The sequence below is a fragment of the Alkalihalobacterium alkalinitrilicum genome, from assembly GCF_002019605.1.
Lineage (GTDB): Bacteria > Bacillota > Bacilli > Bacillales > Bacillaceae_F > Alkalihalobacterium > Alkalihalobacterium alkalinitrilicum.
Map to the genome: position 1 here is coordinate 2,000,082 of NZ_KV917368.1, position 25,264 is coordinate 2,025,345.

Below are 25,264 nucleotides of genomic sequence, written 5' to 3' on the forward strand. Positions count from 1 at the left end.
AACTCTACATCGTACTTGGCAGCCAAGTTGCTAGACCTGGGAAGATAATTAATAAACCGCAAACAACGATAGCTACAATAATCGCAAATATGGTAGTGTACTTAAATACACTCTCGACTGGAATTTTACTTACACTTGAAACTGCATAAACACTCAATCCAACTGGTGGAGTAATTAATCCTAAAGTACAAATAACAGAAACAAAAACCCCAAACCACAAGACATCCACATTCATCATTTGAATAATCGGAAGCAATACTGGAAGTGTCATTAAGATAACGGCTGCACCTTCAATAAACATGAATAGTACGAAAAAGATAACGGTTAATATCACTAATACTAAGGCAGGATATTCAATTAATGGACCCATCATTTCGACTACTTTCCTAGGCAATAATGACAAGGAAACAAATCTACTAAAGATTTTTGCGCCGATTAATATTAGAATTACCATCCCAGTTACTTTAATTGTTTCAGTAAAAGAACTAACAAGAAATGTTTTATTGACTTTACCTAAAACTAAAGCGGCAATAAATGCTGCGAATGCACCTACAGCTCCTGCTTCTGTTGGTGTAACAAAACCAGCATAAATACCACCAAAAATAATCGTAGCAATGAATAAACCAACTAAAGATACGATAATCACTCGAGATGTAGCAATATGTTTATACTTAATTACATCAGTAGCAGCCACATCAAGATCCTTCGTTTTATTTAACCAATAAAACATACAACCGATAAAAACAAACATAATCATAATCCCTGGGATAAGCGCCCCGATAAAAAGATCTCCAATTGGTGTTTCTGTAATGACCCCATATAAGATTAAGATAATACTTGGAGGTATAATTCCAGACAATGAACCACCTGCTGCTGCGACCGCCCCTGCTAAACTATCCTTAAATCCATGTTTCTTTAATTCAGGGACTGCAACTTGCCCAAGAGATGCCGAGGTAGCGGTTCCTGAACCAGAAACAGCACCTAAAAGCCCACCAACGATAATTGTTAGAGCACCTAACATTCCCGTTTTTCCTCGAGAAATGTTATAAACGATCGTAAACATATCTCTAACAATGCCAGCTTGTAATATAAACTGTGCCATTAAGACGAATAAGGGAATTGTGGTCAACGTATAACTAGCGGATTGAATAAATGGATCATTTCGTAAAAACCCAGGTAATATTGCCGTACCTTCTACTAATATTAGTCCAACAATCCCTACAGCTAATAGTACTGAATGAATATATAAACCTGAAAGCAGCAATAAGAAAAATACAGTTCCGACAATAACAATGAGTAGGATATCTGGCATATTCTCACCCCTTACTAATTTAATTAAGTTGAAATCGAAAATAATATCTTTGAAAAAAATTTTGTTCCTCTATGTACCAAAGTATAGAAACGTCTACCGCCTCCATAAAGAAGCGGTAGACTTGATGTATAAAACTCTATGACTTAAATATTCGATTACTCAATATCCATAATGGCAGCAGGAACTTCTCCACCTTCTTCAATGAGTAGGTCTCTCCACAACTTTACGAGCTCTGTTCCGTTAGCGCCTCTTTCATTTACAAGGTCGATATATTGGAACCAAGTGTCTTCAATCCCTTGAACAAAGTGTTCTTGCACTTCTGTATCTAACTCAGAAAAATCAACAAACTTTCCACCATTATCTAGTGAATATGCTTTAATTTCATCCGCTCGTCTAATCCACTCTTCTGCCCCAGGCTCGAATTGATCTTCTGCTGCTTTTAACATAACCTCTTGAATATCACTAGGAATGCTATTCCATTTTTCTTCTGTCATCGCAAACACTGAATTAAAATGTCCGAAGTTAACTCCTTGCACCGTGTATTTAAATAAATCTTGGAAACCGTAACCTGTCCAATCTGCAAGACTATAAAAACTTCCTTCAAACGCACCACGACTCATAGCATCAAACATTTCAATGGCTGCCATTGTTACTGTTCCTACTCCAATACTATCAGCATACATTTCATGAATTCGCGAAGGAGTTCGTAACGTTGTACCTACAACATCACTTACTGCATTAAATTCATGTCCAGTTGTAGAGATGGAATATTCTTGAGTTGTTGGGAGGGCTAATACAAACAAATCTTTATCTGCAAATTCAGCTTCATGGAATGTCTTTCCATCTTGAATAGCAACATCACTTTCTACTAATCTCTTAAATGCTCTTGATGCAATTAATGTATCAGAATGTGTCAATGGTAACATTGTTACTTCTGCCATCGGGAATCGTTGAGGGTCATAGATTGGAAATAACGGTGCAGCAATATCGGCTATACCTTGGCGAATTCCATCTAGTTCATGAGTAGCTTCTACTAATTCACCTGAAGTAAACGATTCAAACTGAACTCTTCCATCTGTTTCTGCTTCTACTTGCTCCATCCAAGGAACGAAGAAGCCTTCCCACCAACCGTGAGTAGTACTTAAACCTGAAGTAACACGTAACGTAATTGTTTCTTCAGTATTATTATTTGCATTATCAGACCCACTATCATTTCCTTGTGTTTCTGAAGATCCTGAACATGCAGCTGTGAACATGACAGCAAGTGTAACGATACCTGCAACTAGCAATGTTTTCATTTTTTTCACTATAATTCCCCCTATGTAATACTTTCATTTTGTAAGCACTTACATCAACTTGTAGCAAATACAAAAACTAAAATTTAGACTGAGCGGTTGTTATACATAACTGTTGATTAAACTGACTAGTAGAGGCCACCTCCTTCATAATAAGATTTGTTCAAAAATTGAATTACAACTACTATTATGAAAAACCTTGTTGTAAGTATGAATATAACTTAATTTAATAATATCAATTTTCAGATTTTTTGACAACTGTTTATTTTTTGAATTTTATTTCAATAAATGGTGCTTTTGTTCACAAATAATTGTATAATTGTATAATGGTAATTAATAGTTATGATAGAATAAATAAGGTTAAAGACGACGAAGTGTTACCCTAAGGAGGTTTATCTATGTCACTAAGAAAGAAAAAAATTGAAAAAAAGAAAGAAGAAATTTTAAGATCTGCAGCAGAGGTCTTAAGTGAAAAGGGCTATCATGGTGCAACGATGGAAGATATCGCCACCAAATTATTAATGACTAAAGGTTCAATGTATTATTATTTTAAAAATAAAGAAGATCTTTATTTTCAATGTCATAGAATGATGATCGATAAAAGTAATGAGAAGATAGAAGAAATTACAAATAGCAATATGACCGCACTAGAAAAATTAAAAACTGCAATTGTTTCCCACATTCAATTGGCAACGTCTGAAAAAGCGATGTTTAGCTTAATGGATAAACCCGAACAAAAATTTTCTGGTGAATATTTAGCCGATATATTAGAACAACGGTCTGAATATGAGAAATATTTTGACAAAATTATTAAACAAGGAATTGAATCTGGCGAGTTTGATCATGTTGATCCTAAACTGTTACGATTACTTATTTTAGGATCATTGAACTGGATATTAGAATGGTACTCACCAGAAGGTGGAAAAACACAAGAAGAAATTTCTGAAGCCTTCTCCGATTACTTATTACGTATTGTAAGTAAATAATATCATTTCTTAGGCTTATTTAATGAACCTGGTTAGTCATTGACAGTTCTTTAACAAGCCTTTTTTTCACTAATTCATATTAAGAGGCTGACTCATAGTAGGTCGTCAGCCTCTTTTTCATTTTTACAACGATTACAGATGGTCCACAGTCAATGTTTCTAATGCATTTTTTAAATTATTAGTAAACTGAGCCGCAGTTACACCGTCAATAAAGCGATGATCATACGTAACGGATAATTTCATAATTGGTGCTATCACAATCTGATCATTTTCATTAACAACTGGCACCTTCGTGATGGCTCCAGCAAAAACGAGTGTTGATTGTGGCATATTAATGATTGGTGTTCCAGTTTCAATTCCTAAGCTTCCTAAATTAGAAACAGTAATAGTACCATAGGAAAAATCATTAATTGAAAGTGTATTGGTTTGTGCTTTTTCACCCAAAGCTTTAATTTCTTTGGAAACTTCCTGAACTGATTTCTTTTCTACATTCTTTACAACAGGAACAACTAACCCTTGCTCACTATTAATCGCTACACAAACATTTACATCTTCATAAACAATTACTTCGTTTCCTTCTAGCTTGCTGTTAACAATCGAATATTCACTTACTGCATTCCCAACGGTTTTCACTAATAGGTCATTAACGGTAACACCATCTAACTCTTTTTTAACCTTTAAAACGTTTTCCATGTTCACACTAACGACTTGTGTAAATTGAGGTATCGTTCTCCAGCTATTGGCCATGTTTTCGGCCATCTTTTTCTTCACATTATTAAGAGAAATCTTTTCTTTTACTTGCAGACCGTCTGATCCATTTACTGTTGTAGACGTTGCATTCTGAATATCTTTTTCAGTAATCAATCCATCTTTACCTGTTCCTACGACGGTTTCAATCGCAATACCAAGCTCTTTTGCCAGCTTTCTAGCTCTTGGAATAATTTTTATTTGGCCATCATTTGATTTAGGAGTCTCCGCCACTTGAGTTGCTGCCGCAACTTCCTTTTCGGCCTCTTTATTATCTTCAGAGTCATTGTTTTGGTTTTCGTACTTCGATAAATCAATTTCTTCATCTCCTTCACCAATAATAGCAATAACTGTATTGATTGAAACTTCTTCGTCTTCTGGAACTAATATCTTCTTCAATACTCCACTTTCTTGAGCTTCAATTTCAATCGTAGATTTTTCAGTTTCTAACTCAAATAAGTACTCACCTTTTTCAACAGATTCCCCTTCTTCTATTAACCAACTAGAAATCGTTCCTGCCTGCATCGTTACACCTAATCGTGGCATGATTACTTCTTTCATATTTCCACTCCTCGTATTCGACTATTTTTTCACTGTATAGTTAGTAATAAAATAAGTATTTATATTCAGAAAATTAAAATCCTAGTATTCCATCAGTTCATTAACCGTAGTGACAATTTGCTCTTCACTAGGACGATAAAATTGTTCTAAATAAATACTTTGGGCAATCGGAACGTCAGGGCTACCAATTCTTTTAATTGGAGCTTGCAAATCAAACATCGCTTCTTCAGAAATTTGTGCTGCAATTTCTGCTCCAGATCCACCTGTTTTTGGTTCTTCGTGAACGATTACAACACGCCCTGTTTTTCTAACAGAGGTTAAAATCGTTTCTTTATCAAGTGGTGCAAGTGACCTTAAATCGACGACTTCTGCTTCAACACCATTTTCAGCTAGTGTTTTCGCTGCTTTTAATGCAGTATGGACTTGTAACGCAGTTGCTAAAATCGTAACATCCGATCCCTCACGTTTTACATCTGCTTTTCCTAATGGAATTAAATATTCTTCTTCTGGTACTTCACCTTTCATGTCATAAAGCACTTTATGTTCGAAAAATAGCACAGCATCATTATTACGAATCGCAGTTTTTAATAACCCTTTAGCATCATAAGGGGTGGACGGAACTACGATATGCAACCCTGGTCCATGCATAAATAACGCTTGTGGACTTTGCGAATGTTCTGGTCCTGATCCCCCAGCAATTCCGATAGGTAATCGTAATGTAACAGGCATATCCATCGTTCCACCGTGCATCCAACGCCATTTTCCTAATTTATTATAAACTTCGTCAAATGCGATCCCGACAAAGTCACCAAATTGAAGTTCAGGTATCGGTCTTAATCCTGTTAACGCCATTCCTACTGCAGCCCCGACAATCGTAGTCTCAGCAATTGGTGTATCGAAAACGCGCTCCCCAAATTTGTCATGCAAGCCTTTTGTTGCACCAAACACGCCTCCAAATTTACCTACATCTTCACCAAACAAAACTGTCTTTGGATCACGTTCCATTTCTTCTGATAACGCTTCAATAATCGCTTGTCTCATATTAATTTTTCTCATCATTTAACCCCCTTATGAAAATAACCCTTCATAGATTCGTTTTGGATCTGGTAACGGTGCCTTTTCTGCTACTTCAATTGCTTCAAGAATTTCAGCTTCCACGGCATGATCAATATCTGCAAATTCACCTTCTGAACAAATACCATTCTCCATTAATTGTTTCTTAAAGTTCTTAACTGGGTCCCTATTTTCTTTCCAGTCTTGTAATACCTCAGCTGGAACATAATCATAAGGGTCACCTTCATAATGACCACGATGACGGAACGTCTGTGCTTCAATAAAGGTAGGCCCTTCCCCTTTTTTCGCTCTTTCCACGGCTTCTTTGACAACTTCATTGACTAGTAAAGTATCGTTACCATCAACGACGTAGTTTGCAATTCCATATCCTCCCGCCCAGTCAGCAATATGCTCTTTTACAGAATGTGTTTCAGTGTGGTGGCAAGAAATGGCATACTCGTTATTTTCACATATATAAATAACTGGAAGCTTGTATACACCAGCCCAGTTTAATGAACCATGTAAAGGTTCCCGAGACGCAGCACCATCGCCGAAGTAGCATAGAGTTACTCGATCGGTCCCTTGGATTTTAGCTGAATATGCTGTTCCTACTGCAAGGTTGAACTGCGAACCGATTGTTCCCGCTTGACCTAATACCCCTCTTGAAACATCGGCACTATGAACAATTCCTGCTCCTAACCCTCTTGTCGTTCCTTCAGTCGTTCCTAAAAAATCACCATATAATTTTGATAAGGGTACACCTTTTGCAATTTTCTGATTGCACCCTCTATGGTTATAAAAGATATAATCTTCGTCTCGCAAAACATTACGAATTGAACCAGCCGACAAACCTTCAGACCCTATCCCTGAATGATAAAAACCAGATACTTTCCCTTCTTGCATTAATCGAATTAAATGTTGATCGAACTTCCTAATTTTAATCATTGTTCGATAAAAGTCATGTAACGTCTCTTTCGTGTAACTTGATACATCAACATCTTTTTTGTAAATTTGCGCCATTTGTAATCACTCCTTTATTAATGATCATTTCATTGAGAAATGATGGTACCGTTATTTGGTTTGATAAATTTGAAATGAATGTCGTCTTTCCTCGTTCAATAAGTTATTGAGCACTCCAACCGCCATCAACTGGCATAATGAGACCTGTAATATAACTCGATTCGTCTGATCCTAGGAATAGTGCAGCATAAGCGATTTCCTCGGGTTGCCCCACTCTACGAAGAGGACCTGAAGCATAATTGTTTGCAATATCCTTATTTTGTAATACTTCTGCTATCATTGGCGTATCAATTGCCCCAGGACAAATACAATTAACTCTCACATTGTGCTTACCATAGTCGACCGCCATCACTCGTGTTAAGGCGACAACGCCCCCTTTTGCAGCTGAGTATGCATCTGCACCCTTAACACCAAGAATTCCATTCAAAGATGAATTGTTAATAATGCTACCTCGATTTTGATCGATCATCACTGGTAAAACATATTTGGACATTAAATAAACGCTATTTAGATTAATATTTAAAACTTTATTCCAATCATCAAACGGTGTTTTTAGCAAAGACGCCATTGTATACTTTGATTTAGAAGAAAAACCAATCCCTGCATTATTAAATAAAATATCGATTTGACCATAACGATCCATCACTTGATCTACTAAAGATTTGACTTTTACTTCATCCGAAACGTCGGTTTGAATAAAAATCGCCTCGAGTCCCTCTTCCTTAATTTCTTCTTCTACTTGTTTCCCCTGTTCTTCATTCCACTCGGCAATAACAACTTTTGCTCCTTCTTTCGCAAACAATTTCGCTGCAGCTTTTCCTTGTCCACTTCCAGCTCCTGTTATAATCGCGACTTTATCCTTTAATCTCACTAATCTTTTCCTCCTTTTTCAAAGTATATATAAATCTATTAACATTAGATTAAGTTGTTCTATAATCTATCATGACTTTTACTGCGTCTTTCGCATTCATTTGCGTATCAAATGCTTCCTTTGCATGTTCAATCGGAAACGTATGTGTAACTAATGACTTCGTCTGTACCTTCTTTTCCTTTAGTAGTTGAATAGCTTTCTTAATATCCCCCCCTAAACAACCAATGATTTTTGGAGCTTTATGCACAATCTTAGTCGTATCGATTGATGCTTTCTTTTCTGGCAATCCTACAAAAGCAATGACACCACCACTACGTACGATTTCAAAAGACTGTTCAACAGCTGACGGAGCACCTGCTGCATCCACGACAATATCCGCCATTGCCCCTTCATTAAAATGATAAGGACCGACTCCAACAACCTCTTTCATTCTTTCTAGTACATCTTCTTCAAGAGCATTAATAACGACATCTGCTCCCGCTTTTTTAGCGTATTCTAACCTTAGTGCTGAAACTTCAGTCACTACTACTTGATGTACGGGGATTGATTTCATCACCTGCATAACTGCATTTCCAATTAAACCTGCACCTAATATAACAACTTGATCTTCTTTTTTCGGCTTACATTGGTCAGCAGTATATACAGCAACAGATACTGGTTCAATTGTTGCTGATGTAATATCATCGATTTCATCAGGTACTTGAAAATAATTCATACCCACTTTAGCATTGGAGATTTTTACATACTCAGCGAAAGCGCCAGGTAGTCCGTAACCTGTTGATGCTTTAAATAAATCTGGACAAAGTGTATATTGTTTGCTTTTACACCAAAAACACGTTCCACAAACACCACTATAAAATCCTGTACCTCTTTCACCAACTTCAATGTTTTGGACCTTGTTTCCTACTTTCACGACTTCACCTGAAAATTCATGCCCCATAATCTGGCCTTTTTTTATATACAATCCCGTCCCGTAACTATGTACATCTGAACCACAGATTCCACACGCACTAACTTTAAGCAAAATATCACGGTCCCCAATTTCTGGGATATCTATTATATCTACTTGAATATCTCTAGGACCATAGTAAACGGCTGCTTTCATTTTACTAGCCATCTAAAACCATCTCCTTCATAAGATTTCTAACGAACATCTTCACAATTTAGGAATGGAAGATTTTTAAATTCGGTAATAAGTTATACTTTTTCTCATTTCCTATTGTCGTAGATTTGCCGTGACCTGGATAAACTTCTATTGATTCATCTAATTGAAATAATGTTTCTTTAATTGATTTTTTTATTAAATCGCGATTACCATAGGGAATTTCAGTAGGACCAATAAATCCATTTAACAAGGTATCTCCTGAAAATAAATAGTTTTCTAATAGGTAAGACACACTCCCTGGCGAATGTCCAGGAGTATGAATGACTTTCATCATAGAAAAGCCACATTTAAGCATTTCTTCTCCAGATAATAATATATCTGGCCAATCGCTAATAATTGGATTTTCATGATTATCAGATAAATTGAGTGAGGGTTGTAATAACCATTCAGCTTCTAAATGATGGGTGACGACAGGTGCGTTTGTGTACTTTTTGACTGTGTTCAAGCCAGCGATGTGATCATGGTGACAGTGAGTTAAAAAAATAAAGTCTACTTTTTTATTCCCAATATATTCAATAACATCGTTAGGCTCCTCTCCTGGATCAATAACAATGCAAAACGTCCCTTCCACATCTGTTACTACATAACAGTTCGTTTGCAGTTCTCCTAAAGGAAAAGCTCTAATAATGAGCTGATTCATGTATGATCCTCCTTCTAAAATGCAGCGGAAATTTTTTCTAAGACTAGTAAGTAAGTAAAATCACTTAGACTGAGCACTAACTCGACAATAGGTACGTTATTAGCTAGTAATATGAAATGCTTTCAAAATGATAGGAATTAACATATTTCCATTTCCTCTATAAGAATTATAACCCCTACTTACAGAATATTCAATAATTAACTCATATATTAGAAATTGAATTATTGTTCAATTAAATTTATTCGTTTTCTCTTAATTTTCCAACTCTTTGAAATAAAGAACGTTAGGGGGAATAACTTACCTATTCTTTCACTCTACTAAGATATTAAACGAATAAATTACAAAAAGAGCTTTTAAAGACAAGTATTTTGTCTTAGAAGCTCTTTTCCTAGTATAGTTAGAATTTAACCAATAAAGTGAAACTACCATCAGTGAGGGTTTTCCTCTTCCCCTACTGATGGTTAGTTTAGGCCAACACGATGTGGGTGACACAGACGTTGCCACAGTACGTGGTAACGTCTGTGTTCATTTAGCTGCTACTGGCAGTTTATCCGCCATTTATTCTTCTTTGATCCCTCGAAGTCTTGAAGTGGGGTGTTACTGGCAGTTGATGCGGGATAAAACTAATATTTTTAAATTTCGTGATTACACTTTCTTTGTTTATGTGAGTCCATATATTTGACCTGATTTCTGCCTGAGTTTTTAGCTTCGTATAATGCTTTGTCTGCACAATCAATTAAACTATCAATAGAAGTAATCTGTTCATTACCTTGAAACATGGTTGCTACTCCAAGACTAATGGTGACCACATCACTTACGTTTGAACTTGTATGAGGGATTTGACTTATTTCAACATTGCGTCGCATCATCTCTGCAATTTTCACAACTCCTTCAAAGCTTGTCTCAGGTAACACAACAGCAAATTCTTCGCCGCCGTAACGGGCAACTAAGTCTGTTGCTCGATTAACTGTATTTTGTAATATTTTTTCCACTTTCTTTAAACATTCGTCACTTTCTAAATGCCCGTATGTGTCATTATATGGTTTGAATTTATCGATATCTAACATGATAAGCGACAAATTGGTTTGATTTCTCAGTGCACGTTTCCATTCGGTTTCAATATGATTATCAAATCTCCTACGGTTCGGAATACCTGTTAACCCATCAAGAGAAGATAATTGTTCCAAGACATCATTCAACTCCTGTAACTTTTCATTAGCCACAACTAATTCCGTTTCTCGTTGTTTTCTTTTATCCATTTCATCCTTTAGTCGAAGGACTGAGCCAATACGGGCGTGTAATTCAACGGTGTTAAACGGCTTTGTTACATAATCGCTCGCTCCAGCTTTAAACGTTTGTTCAAGGACCTTGACATTACTCAATCCTGTCACCATAATGACTGGAATGTCTTTTACGTCTTCAATTTCTTTTATTTGACCACAAACTTCAATTCCATCCATCCCAGGCATGATCACATCTAGTAAAATTAAATCAACTTCTTTCCCTTCGATATGAAGGATTTCAAACGTACGTTCAGCAGAGTCTGCCATGATAATATTTGCGAAACCCGCTTTTTTTAATAACCTTTCTAAAAGCATCCGGCTATCAATACAATCATCGACAATTAATATTTTTCTCCCCATTTTTACCCCTCATTTCATGCCTTGTGTTTCAATAAAATGATGAATTATATCTAGTAATACCCTTTTTTTGACTAGTTTGGTTAAATGTCGCAACCAGCTACGAAGCTCTTCTCTGTTTCTTCTAGCATTGCTTATGCTGTTATCTCGACTATATTCATTGGTTTTCTATTGTTTTTTTGTTCCCATTCTCTTATTTTCCGAGTAGCTAAATGACCATCCATCATCTCGATATCCAAAAAAATAATGTCATAGTTTGTATTCTTAACTTGATCTAAAATTCTGTTTTTAACGATGTCTGACGTATGGGGAGTTTTTTAAGTAAGCTTCGAATAACAATTAATTTTCAACGGAATCTTCCACAAGTAAAAGACGGAACATGGATGGAGAATGTACTGTTCTAAAAATTCCGCTCCTGTTTGGCGATCTGTAATTAATCTATAGGGATTAATATCTTCATAAAACTACCAACTATTCATAACGAAATTCAATTTGATTTAGGGATTCTATAGAAAATTCGAATGAAATCATTTCTATATTCGTGTCTTTTTTACTACATTTTTAGAAATCGAAAGTGTAGTATAATTCACTGAAAAATTGGGGGGAACATACAAAAAAGTCAAGCGGAGCTTGTCAACTCTACCCGACTTTTTTACTATTATTTTTAGTTTTCATTTTAACTTAAACTATTATACTAACAATAATCTTCTTTTTTATCTTTAGAAAAGTAACTGAACCATTTTGTAACTTTTCCTTTTAACGATTGATCTTGTTTAGTTGCTGCGGTTTCTCTAAAATGTTGAACAAATTCTTGAAAATGCACTTCTCTTTCTTCTAACTTTTGGTGAATAAATAGCTTTTCTTCATTTTCTCGTTCTATTTCTTGTCTTAACTTAAGAATTTCATCTATAGTTTGATCAGATGTGTCTAATAGCATCTGTGAATAAGATTGAACAAGTGAAGTAGTTTTATTATGACCAAGATGAATTTCTTTTTTAACTTCATTTTTAATCTCTTCTTTTGTTTCCTGAATCATCTCATCTCTAAAAGAGAAAATTGAGTTTGTCAATTTTTCAACACTCTCTACCGTTTCTTGTTGTAACGATAAGATTGTTTCATAACGATGTTCACCCTCTACATCTTCAATCTCCTCTTTTTCCTCATTGACTTCGACTAAGATATTAGTTTCTAAAATGTACTTTACATCGTCATCCTTAATATTCTTATCTTTTAATAATTTTATCTTTTTTAAAGTCTCAATCTCATAATCTGTATACAACCTTGCCCCTGTTCTCGTTCTTTGGACATAAAGCATCCCCTCAAACGTTCTTTCCCATTTTCTTAAATTCCCAATCGGGATTTTCAACAACTTCGATACTTCTTTTGTAGAATATTTATTAATTTCATTTGCCACCTGAATCTCTCCTTTCTATTTTTGGTAGGCTATTAAGGCTATTAAGGCTATTAAGGCTATTAAGGCTATTAAGGCTATTACATCACTATTAGATAGACCTTGACCTTACTCCTTCAAGGTGACAAAACTTCTAATAACTACCTATATTTCTGCATTCCTTTCATATTTTAAAAAGAAGCACGATTCGGCTCGGTTCTTGCTCTACTAAGTAGTCAAATACAAAAACTTAGTTTTTTTCTATCAAAATAAGTAAATAAAAAGTAGTTTTTGACGTTACTGTTAATTATATTGCTAATTCAAAATAGCTAAATAATTATTTTTCGTATATAATAAATATAATTCGCATCCCGAAATAAAATAATGTTTACTTTAAATGTTTACTTTAATAGGAGCTGTCTATTTGTCTAAAATCATGAATTTCATGCCTTGAACTACATGAATTAAAAACTAAAATTTCCTTAACATCGTTTAGCTATGAGGACTGACAGTTTAAAATGTACCCTAAACAGTAGCACAAAGAGCGTTCCTAGAAATAGGTACGCTCCTTGTAATACAAAAATGCTATCACTATTTTTTATAGTTACATCCATCCTTATTAGGAATTCTTAATGATTATTATCCATTGGCCCTGTTTTCTCAATTTTCGTTGACTTTTCGTTAAATAATACTTTTATTTAACTCCTCTTCAAATGATGGCCTTATGCCATTTAAAGGATTTGTTTTCTCTAAGGCATAGGCGAAGTTAAGAATTTCAGTCTCTTTAAAGGCTGGCCCGATAATTTGCATCCCTACTGGTAATCCTTCGCTTATACCACAAGGAACTGAAATAGATGGAAGTCCTGTAAGGTTAGCAGGGCAAGACAAACGTACACCTTGACTAGTTGTATCAATTCCAATAGTAGGAGGAGCAACAGGTAATGATGGACCAATGATCACATCGACTTTTTCAAATGCTCTTACAAACTCTAGATCGATCATTCTTCTTATTTGTTGTGCTTGTAAGTAATCAACACCACTAGGAACCATTCCTAGCTTAAGATTTAATCTGACATCCTCACCGAAGTCATTTGGACGTATTTTAATGTTACGAGCATGTATCGTTGTTGATTCAGCCAAAATTGTAATATACTCTGCGAACATCGCATATTTAAGCGATGGGACTTTGATGACTTCGACGGTAGCTCCCATACTTTCGAGTTGCTTAATCCCGTCTCTAACTGTCTTTTCAATACCATTGTCAATTTCTTGGAAGAAATAATCCTCAATAATACCGATAACTTTTCCTTTAATATCACCTGTTAGATAGTTAGAATAGTTCTCAATCGGTTTCTCAATGGTAGTAGGATCTTTTTCATCATAGCCAGCAATATACTCTAGAAGGATGGCGGCATCTTCAACTGTTTTCGTCATTGGTCCAATATGGTCTAAACTCCAAGATAGAGGAAAACATCCATATTTACTAACACGACCGTGTGTAGGCTTTAAACCCACAATTCCACATGCTGCTGCTGGCATTCGAATCGATCCACCCGTATCAGTTCCTAGCGAAGCAATCGTCATATCTGCTGCAACAGCTGCACCAGACCCCCCACTTGAACCCATTGGATTTCGTTGTAAATCCCAAGGGTTACGGCAAGCTCCAAAATGGGGGTTGTCCGTTGTCGCTCCCCATGCATATTCATGCATATTTAGTTTACCTGTAAAAACAGATCCAGCTTCTTTTAGTTTGGTTACAACCGTTGCATCAAAATCTGGTACAAAGTCTTTATGAATTTTTGACCCGTACGTAACCGTTTCCCCTTTAAAATTAAGGATATCTTTTAACGCTAAAGGAATTCCATGTAAAACCCCCTTATAATTTCCATTACTAATTTCAACCTCTGCTGCTTTTGCTGCCTCAAGAGCCGTTTCCTCATTGATGTCAATATAAGCATTTATCGTAGGATTATATTCTTTCGTTCTTTTTAAAACTGCTTCAGTTATTTCAACAGGTGATAGTTCCTTAGATTCGACTAAGGGCGCTAAGTCGGCAATCGTCTTTTTTGCTAATTCACTCATATTACTTTCCCTCCTTTGGAGCATGGCATAGGGCAATATCTAATTCATTTTGTAGTACATCACCCAAATCCTGTTTTAATGCTTGAATTCCTTCCCATTGAGCTTGAAGTGCTACACTTTCCTCTTCTGTAACTTCAATTCCTTTTGCAGTTAATAGATCATACATTGTCATATGAAAACACTCCTCATTTTTTAATTTTTTTTACTTACTTGTATTTAATTCGTTAATAATTCTATTAAATTAGGTTTCTTTGAAAATTGTGGATTATTCTTTTCAAAAGCATATGCAAAATTTAGTACATCTTTTTCGTTGAATGCTGCTCCCATAATTTGTAGCCCTACTGGAAGACCATTACTAAATCCGCACGGTACCGAGATCGCAGGTATTCCTACTAAGTTTGCTGGACTTGTTAAACGAATTAAGCTATCTAATGCAGGATACTCTTTTCCATTAATAACAACCATCTCGTCGCCAATTGTTGGAGGTAGAGCAGGCAATGTAGGTGATATTAATACATCTACTTGATTAAAGACGTTAGCAAATTCTTTGATCATCATTGTTCGAACTTGCTGCCCTTGGAGATAATCTACAGCTGATGGGATATTGCTGAATTTCAATAAATGTTGAACATCTGGACCAAATTGATCTATTCGACTGATCAAGTTATTGCGGTGAATGGTTGCTGACTCCGCCATAAACGTAATGTATTCAGCATATTCCGAATATTTCAGTGATGGAATATTGACTAGTTCCACTTTAGCTCCTAAAGATTCAAGCTGTTTTATAGCAGTTTCAACTAACTGTTTTACATTACGATCAACCCTATTAAAAAAGTAATCTTCCTCAATTCCAATTACTTTTCCTTTGATATCACCCGTTAAGACAGATGCATAGTTTTCAACAGGTTTATCAATTGTTGTTGGATCTTTTTCATCATAACCAGCAATATACTCTAGCAGTATCGCCGTGTCTTCCACTGTTTTTGTCATTGGACCAATATGATCTAACGACCAAGATAACGGAAAGCATCCATATTTGCTTACTCTGCCATGAGTTGGCTTTAATCCAACAATTCCGCAAGCTGAAGCTGGAATTCGAACAGAGCCAGCCGTATCAGTACCTAAAGACGCAATCGTTAAATCAGCAGCAACTGCAGCGGCAGAACCACCACTAGATCCTCCTGGAATTTTTTCCATATTCCATGGATTACGACAAGGGCCATAATGAGGATTGTTATTTGTTGGCCCATATGCATATTCATGCATGTTGAGTTTTCCAGTGAATGTTGTTCCTACTTCTTTTAATTTTGAAACAACAGTAGCATTCTCACTCGCAATAAAATCTTGATGAATTTTCGAGCCAAATGTAACACGTTCATTTTCAAAGTGTAAAATATCTTTTAGTGCCATTGGAATTCCGTGCAAGGGACCTTTATAAATTCCTTGATTGATTTCTGCTTCTGCTTGCTTAGCATCCTCCAGTGCTTTTGCCTCATCTATACTAATAAAGGCATTAATTAAAACATTATAGTCCTTTGCTTGTTTTAATACTGATTGCGTTACTTCGATCGGTGATATTTCTTTAGATTTGATTAAAGGGGCTAATTCAGTAATGGTTTTCTGGTAAAGGGGTTGTTCCATTCCATCATTCCTCTCACTTTTTTCAAAAATAGAAAAGTTATGATTACAAATCTATTTCTAGATTAATAGATAAGGATAGAACTCGTAGATTATATTAAAACTTTATTAAGGTTGGGTTTTCTCCCTTGTAGAGGGTTGGTTTTTTCAAACGCATAGGCGATATTTAAAATCATTGCTTCGCTAAATCCTGGCCCCATTATTTGCATACCAACTGGTAATCCTTCACTAAATCCACAAGGAACCGAAATAGCAGGTAACCCTGTCAAATTAGCAGGTGCCATCAATCGGGTTGATGCCCCAACGATATTATCATCACCAATTTTTGGCGCAGTAAATGGGAGCTGTGGAGAGACGAGTACATCAACTTTTTCAAATACACTCGAAAATTCTCGTTTCATGATGGTTCTAATTTGTTGTGCTTGTAAGTAATCGACTGCAGAAGGAACTTCACCTAATTTTAAAAGGGAAAGGACATCCGCACCAAAGTCTTCTGGACGAGCCCTTAAACTGTTTTGGTGAATGGTTGTTGCTTCTGTCAAAATCGTTGTCATTTCTGCAAATACGGTATATTTAAGGGAAGGTATTTTTACAATTTCGATTTTAGCACCTAGTTGTTCTAACTTTTTAATTCCTTCTCTTACAACATTCTCTACACCGCTATCGATATCGTTAAAAAAGTAACCTTCGTCAATTCCAATGACTTTACCTTTGATATCTCCAGTTAGCATATTGGAATATTCAATCGAATTTGTATGTTGAGTGGTAATATCCATTTCGTCTTGGCCAGCAATATATTCCAGCATAATGGCACTATCTTCCACGGTTTTAGTCATTGGTCCAATATGATCTAATGACCACGCGAGAGGAAAACAACCATATTTACTGACTAGACCATGGGTTGGTTTTAACCCAACGATTCCACATAAAGCAGCTGGCCCGCGAATTGAACCGCCCGTATCCGTTCCTAACGAACCAATCGTCATATCCGCAATGACAGCAGCTCCTGATCCGCCACTAGATCCTCCAGGAATTCTTTCAAGGTCCCACGGATTTCTGCACGGACCATAGTGCGGATTATTCGTTGTCCCTCCCCAAGCATATTCATGCATATTCAACTTTCCAGTAAAAACTGCTCCTGCGTCTTTTAGTTTAGAAACAACTGTGGCATCATCAGGTGAACGAAAGTCTTGATGGATTTTCGAACCGATAGATGTTTTTTCACCCTTAAAGTAGAGAATGTCTTTGAGGGCTAGAGGAATACCGTGTAATTTCCCACGGTATTCTCCTTGACTAATTTCATCTTCAGCGATCCGCGCTGTCGCTAATGCATTTTCTTCGGTGATATCAACGTAGGCATTAATTTGTGGATTATACTTTTTCACTTGACTTAAAACGGATTTCGTTAACTCAACAGGTGATATCGATTTGTTTTTCACTAAGGGAGCTAATTCGGATATACTCATACGAAATAATTCTTCCATATCATACTCTCCTTATTATTAGATTTTTTGTTCGATTTGATAGATTTCTTCTCTTCGATCACCCATAATAGAATTTAATTTCGTTTTCTGTTTCCCACTTCTAGCTTTTGATAAATCACAAGATGCTAATAACAACTCTTCTTCATCAAGACTTGCTGGACCAGTAACACACCAACCATCAGAATCGACGATGACGCTGTTACCTATGAACGGTTGACCACGCTCTACGCCAATTCGATCTGCACAAGCTACAAAAACACTGTTCATATGAGCATTTGCTTGAGCGATATGAACGGCCATTCTTTTCTCTTCCTTCGGTTGATTAGCCATTGGTACCCAATTTGTTGCAACACAGACTAAATCAACATCTTGTTTCGCATAGACACGAAATGCTTCAGGAAACCAAATGTCATAGCATACTAAAATTCCAACCTTCCCATATTTTGTTTCAAATACAGGAAACCCTAAGTTGCCTTCCTCAAAATAATATTTTTCTTCATTCCAGAGATGGTTTTTCCTATAGGTCCCGATATATCCTTCAGGACCTATAAGAACGGCTGAATTATAAAGCTTCTCACCTTCTTTCTCATTAATACCAGCAATAATATAAACATTGTTTTGTTTGGCAGCCTGAAGCCATGATTGAATAGTAGGTCCATTCGGAATCTCTTCTGCTAGAGATAGAGCTTCCAGCCTACTCTTAAACACATAACCAGAATTACATAACTCAGGCAGGACAATGATATTTGCCCCTTTATTACTTGCTTGATTGATAAGTTCAATTGATTTTCTCGTATTTCCTGAGATATCCCCAAATACTGGCTCCATCTGTATGCAAGCAATATTAACTAAGTTTTCTTTGTGGTTCATCTTGGAATTCAACTCCCTCTTCTATAGGTGGGTTATAACATGCATACTGATGACCACCTTCAAGGTGTACAACTTCTGGATGTGCCTCATAACAAACGTCTGTTGCATATCCACATTTTTCTGAGAAGACACATCCCCCTCCTTTCCCAGTCGTTTCATTCACATTATCTAATAATGTTTTTTTGTCTAGCGATAGTACTGAATCTAATAACATTCTTGAAACGGGATGGTAAGGAGTGTCATATAATGTGTCACTAGCCGCTAACTCAACCAATTGCCCTTTATACAAGACAGCTACACGGTCACAGAAAAACTTGATAATACTTAAATTGTGTCCGATAAATAAATAAGTCAAATTAAACTCTTCTTGGAGATCAAGTAATAGATTTAGAATTTGAGCTTGAATCGATACATCTAGTGCTGAAGTTGGTTCATCTAAAACTAGAAATTCAGGTTTTAATGCTAATGCTCTCGCAATACCGATCCTTTGCCGTTGACCACCCGAAAATTCATGTGGATACCTGACAAAATGCTCTTCTTTTAAACCAACTTTTATTAGTAATCTTAATACTTCCTCCTCAGCCTCCTTTTTAGTATTAGCAACTCCCAAGCGTAACATTGGATTTACGATTTGCTCGCCAATCGTTTTTCTAGGATTAAATGATGAAGCACTATCTTGAAAGATAATTTGCATCTTTCGGTAGTATTCTTTCATTTCTTTATGTGAGAGCTTCGTAATTTCTTTCCCATCATAGATAATACTGCCTGCAGAAGGTTCTATTAATCTTAATACCATTCTTCCAATCGTTGATTTACCAGAACCAGACTCACCAATTAAACCAATGATCTCACCTTTTTTGATCGTCAAGTTGATTCCATTTACCGCCTTGAATGTCTTAGAGTTTCTTTTAAAGAAACCATTTCCTAATGAGAATTCCTTTTCTAAACCTTTAACTTCTAAAAAGTTCTGCATAAGCTTCCTCCTCATTAAAGCAACGCACTAAATGACCATTCTCTTTAATGCTTACTTTAGGAAATTTATTTTGACACTCACTTGTTGCCTCATTACATCGACTGTAAAAACTGCAACCAATCGGAAGGTTCAGTAAATCAGGTGGCGACCCAACAATCTGTTGTAGACGTTTTTTCTTCCATTTTGAACTTTTTTCAAATATAGCTAGAGACGTCTCAGGCATTGCATTCATTAATCCTTTTGTGTAAGGATGTTTTGGTTTCGTGAGTATTTCTTGTGTAGCCCCATATTCAACAATGCGTCCAGCATACATAACCGCTACATAATCACAAAGGTTAGCAACTACACCAAAGTCATGAGTGATAAACAGAATACTAGTGTTCAACTCCTTGTTTATCTTTTTTAACAAGGCTAGAATTTGCATTTGAATGGTGGCATCTAGTGCAGTTGTTGGTTCATCTGCAATTAATAATTTAGGCTTACAACTTAATGCCATTGCAATCATTGCCCTTTGTCTCATTCCTCCACTTAAAGCATGTGGATAGGAGTTTAACACACGATCGGGATCGTGAATCCCGACCAAATCAAGTAAATTCTTAGCCTCTTCAATAGCTGCCTTTTTAGATAGACTTTGTCTATATTGAATAATTTCCAACATTTGATTTCCTACTGTAAATGAAGGATCCATCGCTGTTAAAGGGTTTTGGAAAATCATTGCAATATCATTACCTCGAATTTTGCGATACTCTTTTTCTGTTTTCTCCACTAAATTAATACCTTCAAAATTAATAAAACCATTTACGATTTTTCCATTTGGTTTTGGAATAAGCCCTAGTATCGAAAGGCCTGTAATACTTTTCCCTGAACCTGACTCTCCAACAAGAGCCATAATTTCACCAGCTTTAATTGTTATATCTACACCATTCACTGCCCTAACTAAGCCATTTGGAGTAGAGAATTGGACTTCTAAGTTATTGATTTCAAGTAAAGTCATAATCATCTCTTCCTCTCTTTATTGTGTACGTTTAAATGGATCTAAAGCATCACGCAGACCATCACCTAACCAGTTAAAGGCTGTTGCTATAATTAATATGACAAGTCCAGGAATTGTTGCGACATGAGGAGCCCCTTGCGTAAGTACCGATAATCCACCTGCTGTCATTCTGCCCCAATCTGCATGAGGTGGTTGTATCCCTAACCCAAGAAAACTTAATCCTGCGGCAAAAACAATCATTACGCCTGTTAATGTCGTAGCGTATACAATTAAATCAGATACCACATTAGGCAATATTTCTTTAAATAAAATTTCAAACTTATTAGCTCCTAAAGCTTTGGCGGCCTCAACATACTCTTTTGTTTTTTCGTTTACTGTGGAGGTGTATACAACCCTTGTCATGTAAGGGAGTAACACAAGACAGATTGAAAGCATAATTGCAGTCATTCCCGAGCCAACAATTGCTGCGATTGCTACAGCTAATAAAACCATTGGGAAGGCAAACAAAATATCTAATAACCTCATAATGACCTCACCGAGTCGCTCGAAATATCCCGCAACTAACCCTAAAGTTAAACTCACTGCAAACATAATCAGAATAGGAACTATAGCTGAGACTAGCGACAATCTACCTCCCCATATGAGCCTACTCAGTATGTCTCTGCCTTGGTCATCTAACCCTAGAATATGGCCAGGAGTTCCCATTCCTAAAAGTCGTTTTGAACCATCCGTAACATTGGGATCATAAGGTGCAATTACAGGGGCAAGGATTGCAACAAGGATTGTAATAGCGATGATAATAGCTCCTGTCATTGCAAGCTTATCTTTTTTGAACACTCGAATTGATTGTTTTAATGCATTACTACCTATGGAAATTTGCTTATTAGTTAAAGGTTCCTTATCAATAGCTAAATTTTTATCCATCTTTTTCCCCCCTAGCTCTTCAATCTTGGATTTAACGACGTCACGATAAGGTCATTTATTAAATTCAATACAACGAAGCTAATGGCAATAAATAAAACACCAGCTTGAATCATTGGAATATCTTGAGCATTGATAGAAGTGTATAACTGACTTCCAATTCCAGGCCAAGAGAAAACAACTTCTACGAATAATGCTCCTCCAAGTAAGTATCCAATTTGTAATCCAGACATGTTTAATAATGGTGAAAGGATATTTCTAAACACATGTTTACTAATAATCTTAGATTCTGGGATTCCATTAGCACGGAATGTTTTAATATAATCCATGTTTAACACCTCAATAATGCTACTACGTGTTAACCTAGCAATTACTGCTAGAGATACCGTCGCTGTTGCAAATGCTGGTAAAATAAGGTGTTGTAATAAACCACTAAAACTTGGACCAGTTCGCATATTATACATTCCTGATGAAGGTAACCATCCTAATTTAATTGAAAAGAACCACATGATCACAATTGCTAACCAAAAAACTGGAGTATTAGCACCAAACTGAGCGATAAACATGATAAATCGATCAAAGAAAGTATACTTTTTTAACGCTGCTAATAAACCAATTAGGACACCTCCAACTAGACATATTACTAGTGCTCCTGCTGTTAAAATTAATGTGTTAAGTAACTTAGGAAGTAAAAAATCTGCAACAGGAATTCTCATCGCGATTGAGGTTCCTAAATCTCCTTGCAGGACACTGAGTAGCCATATCCCGTATTGGACGAAGAATGGTTGATCTAATCCAAGTTCAGCTCTTAATTCAAGGATAGCTTTTTCTGTCGCCGCTTGACCAAGAATAATTCTAGCAGGGTCCCCTGGAATTAAATAAACCATTAAAAACACTAAGAATGAAACACCTAGCAGGATGGGAATAATGGATAAGATTCTTTTCAATAAATAGACAAACATACAAAGCCTCCTATCTTGTTAGAGTTTAGGTTGCTAGCACTACATCTAGCAACCTACCTATTTTTAGTTGATGGTTACATCGATTAGGTCGTACCACTCTTCATTAGGAGCGATAAAGCCTTCCACATAATCAGCCATTATATAAGGTGCAGTATCATTAACAATTGGAGCAAATGCAGCATCTTCTGCTAAAATTTGATTCGCTTGTTTCCAGTATTCGTCCGCCACATCTGGATCAAGTTCTGTAATTGCCTTATGAACAAGTTCTTCAAATTCTGCACTGTAGTAATTACCTGCATTCCCTATACCGTTTTCACTCCCGATGATTGAAATGAAATATGGTGTAGACATACCCCATGACATTTGGTTAAATCCTACATCTGGATCCATTGTTGTCCAAAACCCTAAATACGTAATCCATTCATAAGTGTCCAAAATAACATTGATGCCCACTTTAGCTAAATCTGCTTGAATCCATTCAGCCATTGGCACTGGAATCAGCTGCCCTGAACCATCGATAGACGTCTGGAACTTAACCTCAAAACCATCACCATACCCAGCTTCTTCTAGTAATTCTTTTGCCCTTTCAGGATTATACTCATAATCAACAAAGTCTGGGTCAAATGCTGAATTTGCAGGTGTTTGTGCACTTGTTGAAGGAGTTGCAGTTCCTCTTAATAAATCATTCGCCATCCCTTCTCTATCGATTGCCATGATAATTGCCTGTCTAACTCTTAGATCTGACATTGCAGGATGGTCAAAGTTAAAGTTCAAGTACCATGAATGTGGTGGTGCCGATTGTTCAAGTTTAAACCCACTATCCACTAAACGTTCAACACTATCTGGTGTTGGAACTGCGATAATATCAACCTCTCCAGACTCTAACGCTAATACACGAGCTGAAGCATCTGGTATTGGTCTAAAAATAACTCCATCAATATGAGGCTTTTCACTCCAATAATCTTCATTACGAACAAGTTCAATTCTTTGCCCTCTTTCACGGGCTGCGAACATAAATGGGCCTGTTCCAACTGGATTTTCAGCATACTGGTCATTACCTGCTTCCATAAGAGCAGTTGGACTTAATATCCCTGTTGAACCCTGTCCACCTTGTGTTAACAAGCTAAGGAATGCTGAAAATGGTTCTTCAAATTCAAATACAAATGTATATTCATCTTCAACACGAATATCTTTTATTCTTTCATAAACTAGACTTAAGCTTCCCGCACTATTTGCATCATAGTATTCAAAGTTTGGATCCCACGCTCGACGAACATTGAATTCAACTGCTTCTGCATTAAAATCAGTTCCATCATGGAATTTAACACCTTCTCTTAAATGGAATGTGTATGTTAATCCATCCTCTGAAATATCCCACGATTCAGCTAAGCCAGGCTTTATTGGGGGATACATTTGGTTAGGGTCTGATAAATCACCGGTTACGAGTGACTCATGAATTTGTCTATTGATACGGAATGTTACCCATCCACCTGCTCGGTGTGGATCTAATACATCAGCTTCTGATTCAATACCAATAATTAATATTCCGCCACCTCCACTGCCTTCAACCCCTTCAGAGGAACATGCAGTAGTTAGAGTTAATGCCAAAAGTAATAACATAAACAACAGCGCTTTTTTCAATTAAATCCACCCCTCTTTTTTAAAATTACGTTTTGTGTTTTTTGATTTGGTATGTATTACCTCCTTTTCTGCCTTTATAATAATTTGAATATTTTGAGTTGTCTCAAAATGTGTAATATTTTATTACATGTTATTTGAAAATAGAATTTCTAATCGTTTTTTTTCATATTAATGAAAACGCATTCAAAAATTCAGTCTTTTTATCAATCTTCATTTCACTTTTGTGTTGTTATATCAAAGTTTCAGATGAACTCTTATAGAAATTCCGATTTTGAAACTATGAAACTCTGATCCTAGATTTACTATTTTGATATAACAAAAACAACTAATAAAATGATAAAACTTTAGAGAACCAAATAATAAATTTAATCATTTTTAAACGAAATGAAACAAATTGCAGGAAATTGCAAAGCCTTTTAAAAACAGGTGACGTGTTAGTAGAATAACTAGTACTGTCAATGATTATATAAAACTAATACAGGTACTATCCATTTTTTTGGATAGTACCTGTATTAGTGAATTAATCAATAAATCCCTCTAGAATAAGCATTTAAAATAAATGTTTAATATCCATCCTCGCGATGAACTTGATATAAATAATTAAATAAGTAGAAATACAATTCAGCATATTTCATTTCACTACAACAATGTCCTTTTTCAAAACAGTGCTCACCAATGTACAAAATCACTAGGTCAAGAACTTTTTCTGTGTATTAATTTTTTTTCTCTTCAGAAAGTTCTACTTTTTTCCCGCCAACCGATAAGAAATGATAAATTTCCGCACCTTCTTTTAACTTGGTTATTCCGTTAATGTATGGCTTAACTAAGTCTTTGAAATCTTCATAGACCCCTTCATTTTCTAAGTGACCATACACATAAACTTTTTTTTCATCAACAATATATGAAAGATATCCAACCGCTTCACCGTCTCGATTCACGATATTTAATACTTGTGCATCTTGTTTATTTAATTCAGGCGAAAAATAAATATCCACGACTTTCCCTCCAATCCGATGTAC

Annotated in this window: 22 protein-coding genes; 1 reads left to right on the forward strand and 21 read right to left on the reverse strand. The window is 36.1% G+C overall.

Annotation, left to right across the window (positions count from 1 at the left end):
- Positions 1 to 4: 4 nt before the first annotated feature.
- Positions 5 to 1,312, reverse strand: a complete 1,308-nt coding sequence (locus tag BK574_RS09275; protein WP_078428407.1) for a TRAP transporter large permease — start codon at positions 1,310 to 1,312, stop codon at positions 5 to 7.
- A gap of 155 nt (positions 1,313 to 1,467) precedes the next feature.
- Positions 1,468 to 2,610 (reverse strand): type 2 periplasmic-binding domain-containing protein, encoded by a 1,143-nt coding sequence (locus BK574_RS09280; protein WP_078430820.1) that lies wholly within the window; start codon positions 2,608 to 2,610, stop codon positions 1,468 to 1,470.
- A gap of 395 nt (positions 2,611 to 3,005) precedes the next feature.
- Here BK574_RS09280 and BK574_RS09285 point away from each other — a divergent pair, with 395 nt between their 5' ends.
- Complete coding sequence (locus tag BK574_RS09285; RefSeq protein WP_078428408.1) at positions 3,006 to 3,593, forward strand: TetR/AcrR family transcriptional regulator; 588 nt, start codon at positions 3,006 to 3,008, stop codon at positions 3,591 to 3,593.
- Between the two features lie 132 nt (positions 3,594 to 3,725).
- Here the strand turns inward: BK574_RS09285 and BK574_RS09290 are convergent, their stop codons facing one another.
- The 19 genes from BK574_RS09290 to BK574_RS09375 all read right to left on the reverse strand — a co-directional run bounded on the left by BK574_RS09290 (position 3,726) and on the right by BK574_RS09375 (position 25,240).
- Positions 3,726 to 4,901, reverse strand: coding sequence for a dihydrolipoamide acetyltransferase family protein (locus BK574_RS09290; protein WP_078428409.1), 1,176 nt, complete (start codon positions 4,899 to 4,901; stop codon positions 3,726 to 3,728).
- A gap of 81 nt (positions 4,902 to 4,982) precedes the next feature.
- The gene (locus tag BK574_RS09295) at positions 4,983 to 5,957 is read right to left on the reverse strand and encodes an alpha-ketoacid dehydrogenase subunit beta (RefSeq protein WP_078428410.1); all 975 of its coding nucleotides are present in this window, start codon (positions 5,955 to 5,957) and stop codon (positions 4,983 to 4,985) included.
- Between the two features lie 12 nt (positions 5,958 to 5,969).
- The gene (locus BK574_RS09300) at positions 5,970 to 6,974 is read right to left on the reverse strand and encodes a thiamine pyrophosphate-dependent dehydrogenase E1 component subunit alpha (RefSeq protein ID WP_078428411.1); all 1,005 of its coding nucleotides are present in this window, start codon (positions 6,972 to 6,974) and stop codon (positions 5,970 to 5,972) included.
- Positions 6,975 to 7,077: 103 nt separating this feature from the next.
- Entirely contained in the window at positions 7,078 to 7,845 is a 768-nt protein-coding gene (locus tag BK574_RS09305; RefSeq protein ID WP_075387423.1) for an SDR family NAD(P)-dependent oxidoreductase, read from the reverse strand.
- A 49-nt stretch (positions 7,846 to 7,894) separates the two neighbouring features.
- Entirely contained in the window at positions 7,895 to 8,962 is a 1,068-nt protein-coding gene (locus BK574_RS09310) for a zinc-dependent alcohol dehydrogenase (RefSeq protein ID WP_078428412.1), read from the reverse strand.
- 46 nt (positions 8,963 to 9,008) lie between these two features.
- Entirely contained in the window at positions 9,009 to 9,650 is a 642-nt protein-coding gene (locus tag BK574_RS09315; protein WP_078428413.1) for an MBL fold metallo-hydrolase, read from the reverse strand.
- Positions 9,651 to 10,282: 632 nt separating this feature from the next.
- Positions 10,283 to 11,293 (reverse strand): diguanylate cyclase, encoded by a 1,011-nt coding sequence (locus BK574_RS09320; protein WP_078428414.1) that lies wholly within the window; start codon positions 11,291 to 11,293, stop codon positions 10,283 to 10,285.
- Positions 11,294 to 11,984: 691 nt separating this feature from the next.
- Positions 11,985 to 12,704 carry a MerR family transcriptional regulator gene (locus tag BK574_RS09325; RefSeq protein ID WP_158211604.1) on the reverse strand — a complete coding sequence of 240 codons (720 nt, stop codon included), beginning with the start codon at positions 12,702 to 12,704 and terminating at the stop codon, positions 11,985 to 11,987.
- 657 nt (positions 12,705 to 13,361) lie between these two features.
- Positions 13,362 to 14,762 carry an amidase gene (locus BK574_RS09330; protein WP_078428416.1) on the reverse strand — a complete coding sequence of 467 codons (1,401 nt, stop codon included), beginning with the start codon at positions 14,760 to 14,762 and terminating at the stop codon, positions 13,362 to 13,364.
- Position 14,763: 1 nt separating this feature from the next.
- The gene (locus BK574_RS27440) at positions 14,764 to 14,934 is read right to left on the reverse strand and encodes a hypothetical protein (RefSeq protein ID WP_158211605.1); all 171 of its coding nucleotides are present in this window, start codon (positions 14,932 to 14,934) and stop codon (positions 14,764 to 14,766) included.
- Positions 14,935 to 14,978: 44 nt separating this feature from the next.
- Positions 14,979 to 16,403, reverse strand: coding sequence for an amidase (locus tag BK574_RS09335; protein ID WP_078428417.1), 1,425 nt, complete (start codon positions 16,401 to 16,403; stop codon positions 14,979 to 14,981).
- Positions 16,404 to 16,492: 89 nt separating this feature from the next.
- Complete coding sequence (locus BK574_RS09340) at positions 16,493 to 17,884, reverse strand: amidase (RefSeq protein ID WP_078428418.1); 1,392 nt, start codon at positions 17,882 to 17,884, stop codon at positions 16,493 to 16,495.
- 18 nt (positions 17,885 to 17,902) lie between these two features.
- A complete protein-coding gene (locus tag BK574_RS09345) occupies positions 17,903 to 18,754 on the reverse strand; it encodes a nitrilase family protein (RefSeq protein WP_078428419.1) in 852 nt (283 codons plus the stop codon).
- The gene (locus tag BK574_RS09350) at positions 18,729 to 19,727 is read right to left on the reverse strand and encodes an ABC transporter ATP-binding protein (protein WP_158211606.1); all 999 of its coding nucleotides are present in this window, start codon (positions 19,725 to 19,727) and stop codon (positions 18,729 to 18,731) included. Before BK574_RS09350 ends, BK574_RS09345 begins: the two co-directional genes overlap by 26 nt.
- A complete protein-coding gene (locus BK574_RS09355; RefSeq protein ID WP_238457993.1) occupies positions 19,705 to 20,721 on the reverse strand; it encodes an ABC transporter ATP-binding protein in 1,017 nt (338 codons plus the stop codon). Before BK574_RS09355 ends, BK574_RS09350 begins: the two co-directional genes overlap by 23 nt.
- Positions 20,722 to 20,739: 18 nt before the next feature.
- A complete protein-coding gene (locus BK574_RS09360) occupies positions 20,740 to 21,645 on the reverse strand; it encodes an ABC transporter permease (RefSeq protein WP_075384666.1) in 906 nt (301 codons plus the stop codon).
- A gap of 11 nt (positions 21,646 to 21,656) precedes the next feature.
- Complete coding sequence (locus BK574_RS09365) at positions 21,657 to 22,604, reverse strand: ABC transporter permease (RefSeq protein WP_078428422.1); 948 nt, start codon at positions 22,602 to 22,604, stop codon at positions 21,657 to 21,659.
- Positions 22,605 to 22,667: 63 nt separating this feature from the next.
- Positions 22,668 to 24,245, reverse strand: a complete 1,578-nt coding sequence (locus BK574_RS09370; protein WP_078428423.1) for an ABC transporter substrate-binding protein — start codon at positions 24,243 to 24,245, stop codon at positions 22,668 to 22,670.
- Between the two features lie 713 nt (positions 24,246 to 24,958).
- On the reverse strand, positions 24,959 to 25,240 hold the full coding sequence (locus BK574_RS09375; protein ID WP_078428424.1) for a hypothetical protein: 282 nt from the start codon (positions 25,238 to 25,240) through the stop codon (positions 24,959 to 24,961).
- Between the last annotated feature and the right edge of the window lie 24 nt (positions 25,241 to 25,264).

Coding starts and splice junctions, on each gene's coding strand:
- BK574_RS09330 (WP_078428416.1), bottom strand. CDS start 14,762: ATGAGTGAATTAGCAAAAAAGACGATTGCCGACTTAGCGCCCTTAGTC.
- BK574_RS09345 (WP_078428419.1), bottom strand. CDS start 18,754: ATGAACCACAAAGAAAACTTAGTTAATATTGCTTGCATACAGATGGAG.
- BK574_RS09290 (WP_078428409.1), bottom strand. CDS start 4,901: ATGAAAGAAGTAATCATGCCACGATTAGGTGTAACGATGCAGGCAGGA.
- BK574_RS09355 (WP_238457993.1), bottom strand. CDS start 20,721: ATGACTTTACTTGAAATCAATAACTTAGAAGTCCAATTCTCTACTCCA.
- BK574_RS09315 (WP_078428413.1), bottom strand. CDS start 9,650: ATGAATCAGCTCATTATTAGAGCTTTTCCTTTAGGAGAACTGCAAACG.
- BK574_RS09350 (WP_158211606.1), bottom strand. CDS start 19,727: ATGCAGAACTTTTTAGAAGTTAAAGGTTTAGAAAAGGAATTCTCATTA.
- BK574_RS09275 (WP_078428407.1), bottom strand. CDS start 1,312: ATGCCAGATATCCTACTCATTGTTATTGTCGGAACTGTATTTTTCTTA.
- BK574_RS09310 (WP_078428412.1), bottom strand. CDS start 8,962: ATGGCTAGTAAAATGAAAGCAGCCGTTTACTATGGTCCTAGAGATATT.
- BK574_RS09340 (WP_078428418.1), bottom strand. CDS start 17,884: ATGGAAGAATTATTTCGTATGAGTATATCCGAATTAGCTCCCTTAGTG.
- BK574_RS09320 (WP_078428414.1), bottom strand. CDS start 11,293: ATGGGGAGAAAAATATTAATTGTCGATGATTGTATTGATAGCCGGATG.
- BK574_RS09300 (WP_078428411.1), bottom strand. CDS start 6,974: ATGGCGCAAATTTACAAAAAAGATGTTGATGTATCAAGTTACACGAAA.
- BK574_RS09365 (WP_078428422.1), bottom strand. CDS start 22,604: ATGTTTGTCTATTTATTGAAAAGAATCTTATCCATTATTCCCATCCTG.
- BK574_RS09280 (WP_078430820.1), bottom strand. CDS start 2,610: ATGAAAACATTGCTAGTTGCAGGTATCGTTACACTTGCTGTCATGTTC.
- BK574_RS09285 (WP_078428408.1), top strand. CDS start 3,006: ATGTCACTAAGAAAGAAAAAAATTGAAAAAAAGAAAGAAGAAATTTTA.
- BK574_RS27440 (WP_158211605.1), bottom strand. CDS start 14,934: ATGACAATGTATGATCTATTAACTGCAAAAGGAATTGAAGTTACAGAA.
- BK574_RS09360 (WP_075384666.1), bottom strand. CDS start 21,645: ATGGATAAAAATTTAGCTATTGATAAGGAACCTTTAACTAATAAGCAA.
- BK574_RS09335 (WP_078428417.1), bottom strand. CDS start 16,403: ATGGAACAACCCCTTTACCAGAAAACCATTACTGAATTAGCCCCTTTA.
- BK574_RS09295 (WP_078428410.1), bottom strand. CDS start 5,957: ATGAGAAAAATTAATATGAGACAAGCGATTATTGAAGCGTTATCAGAA.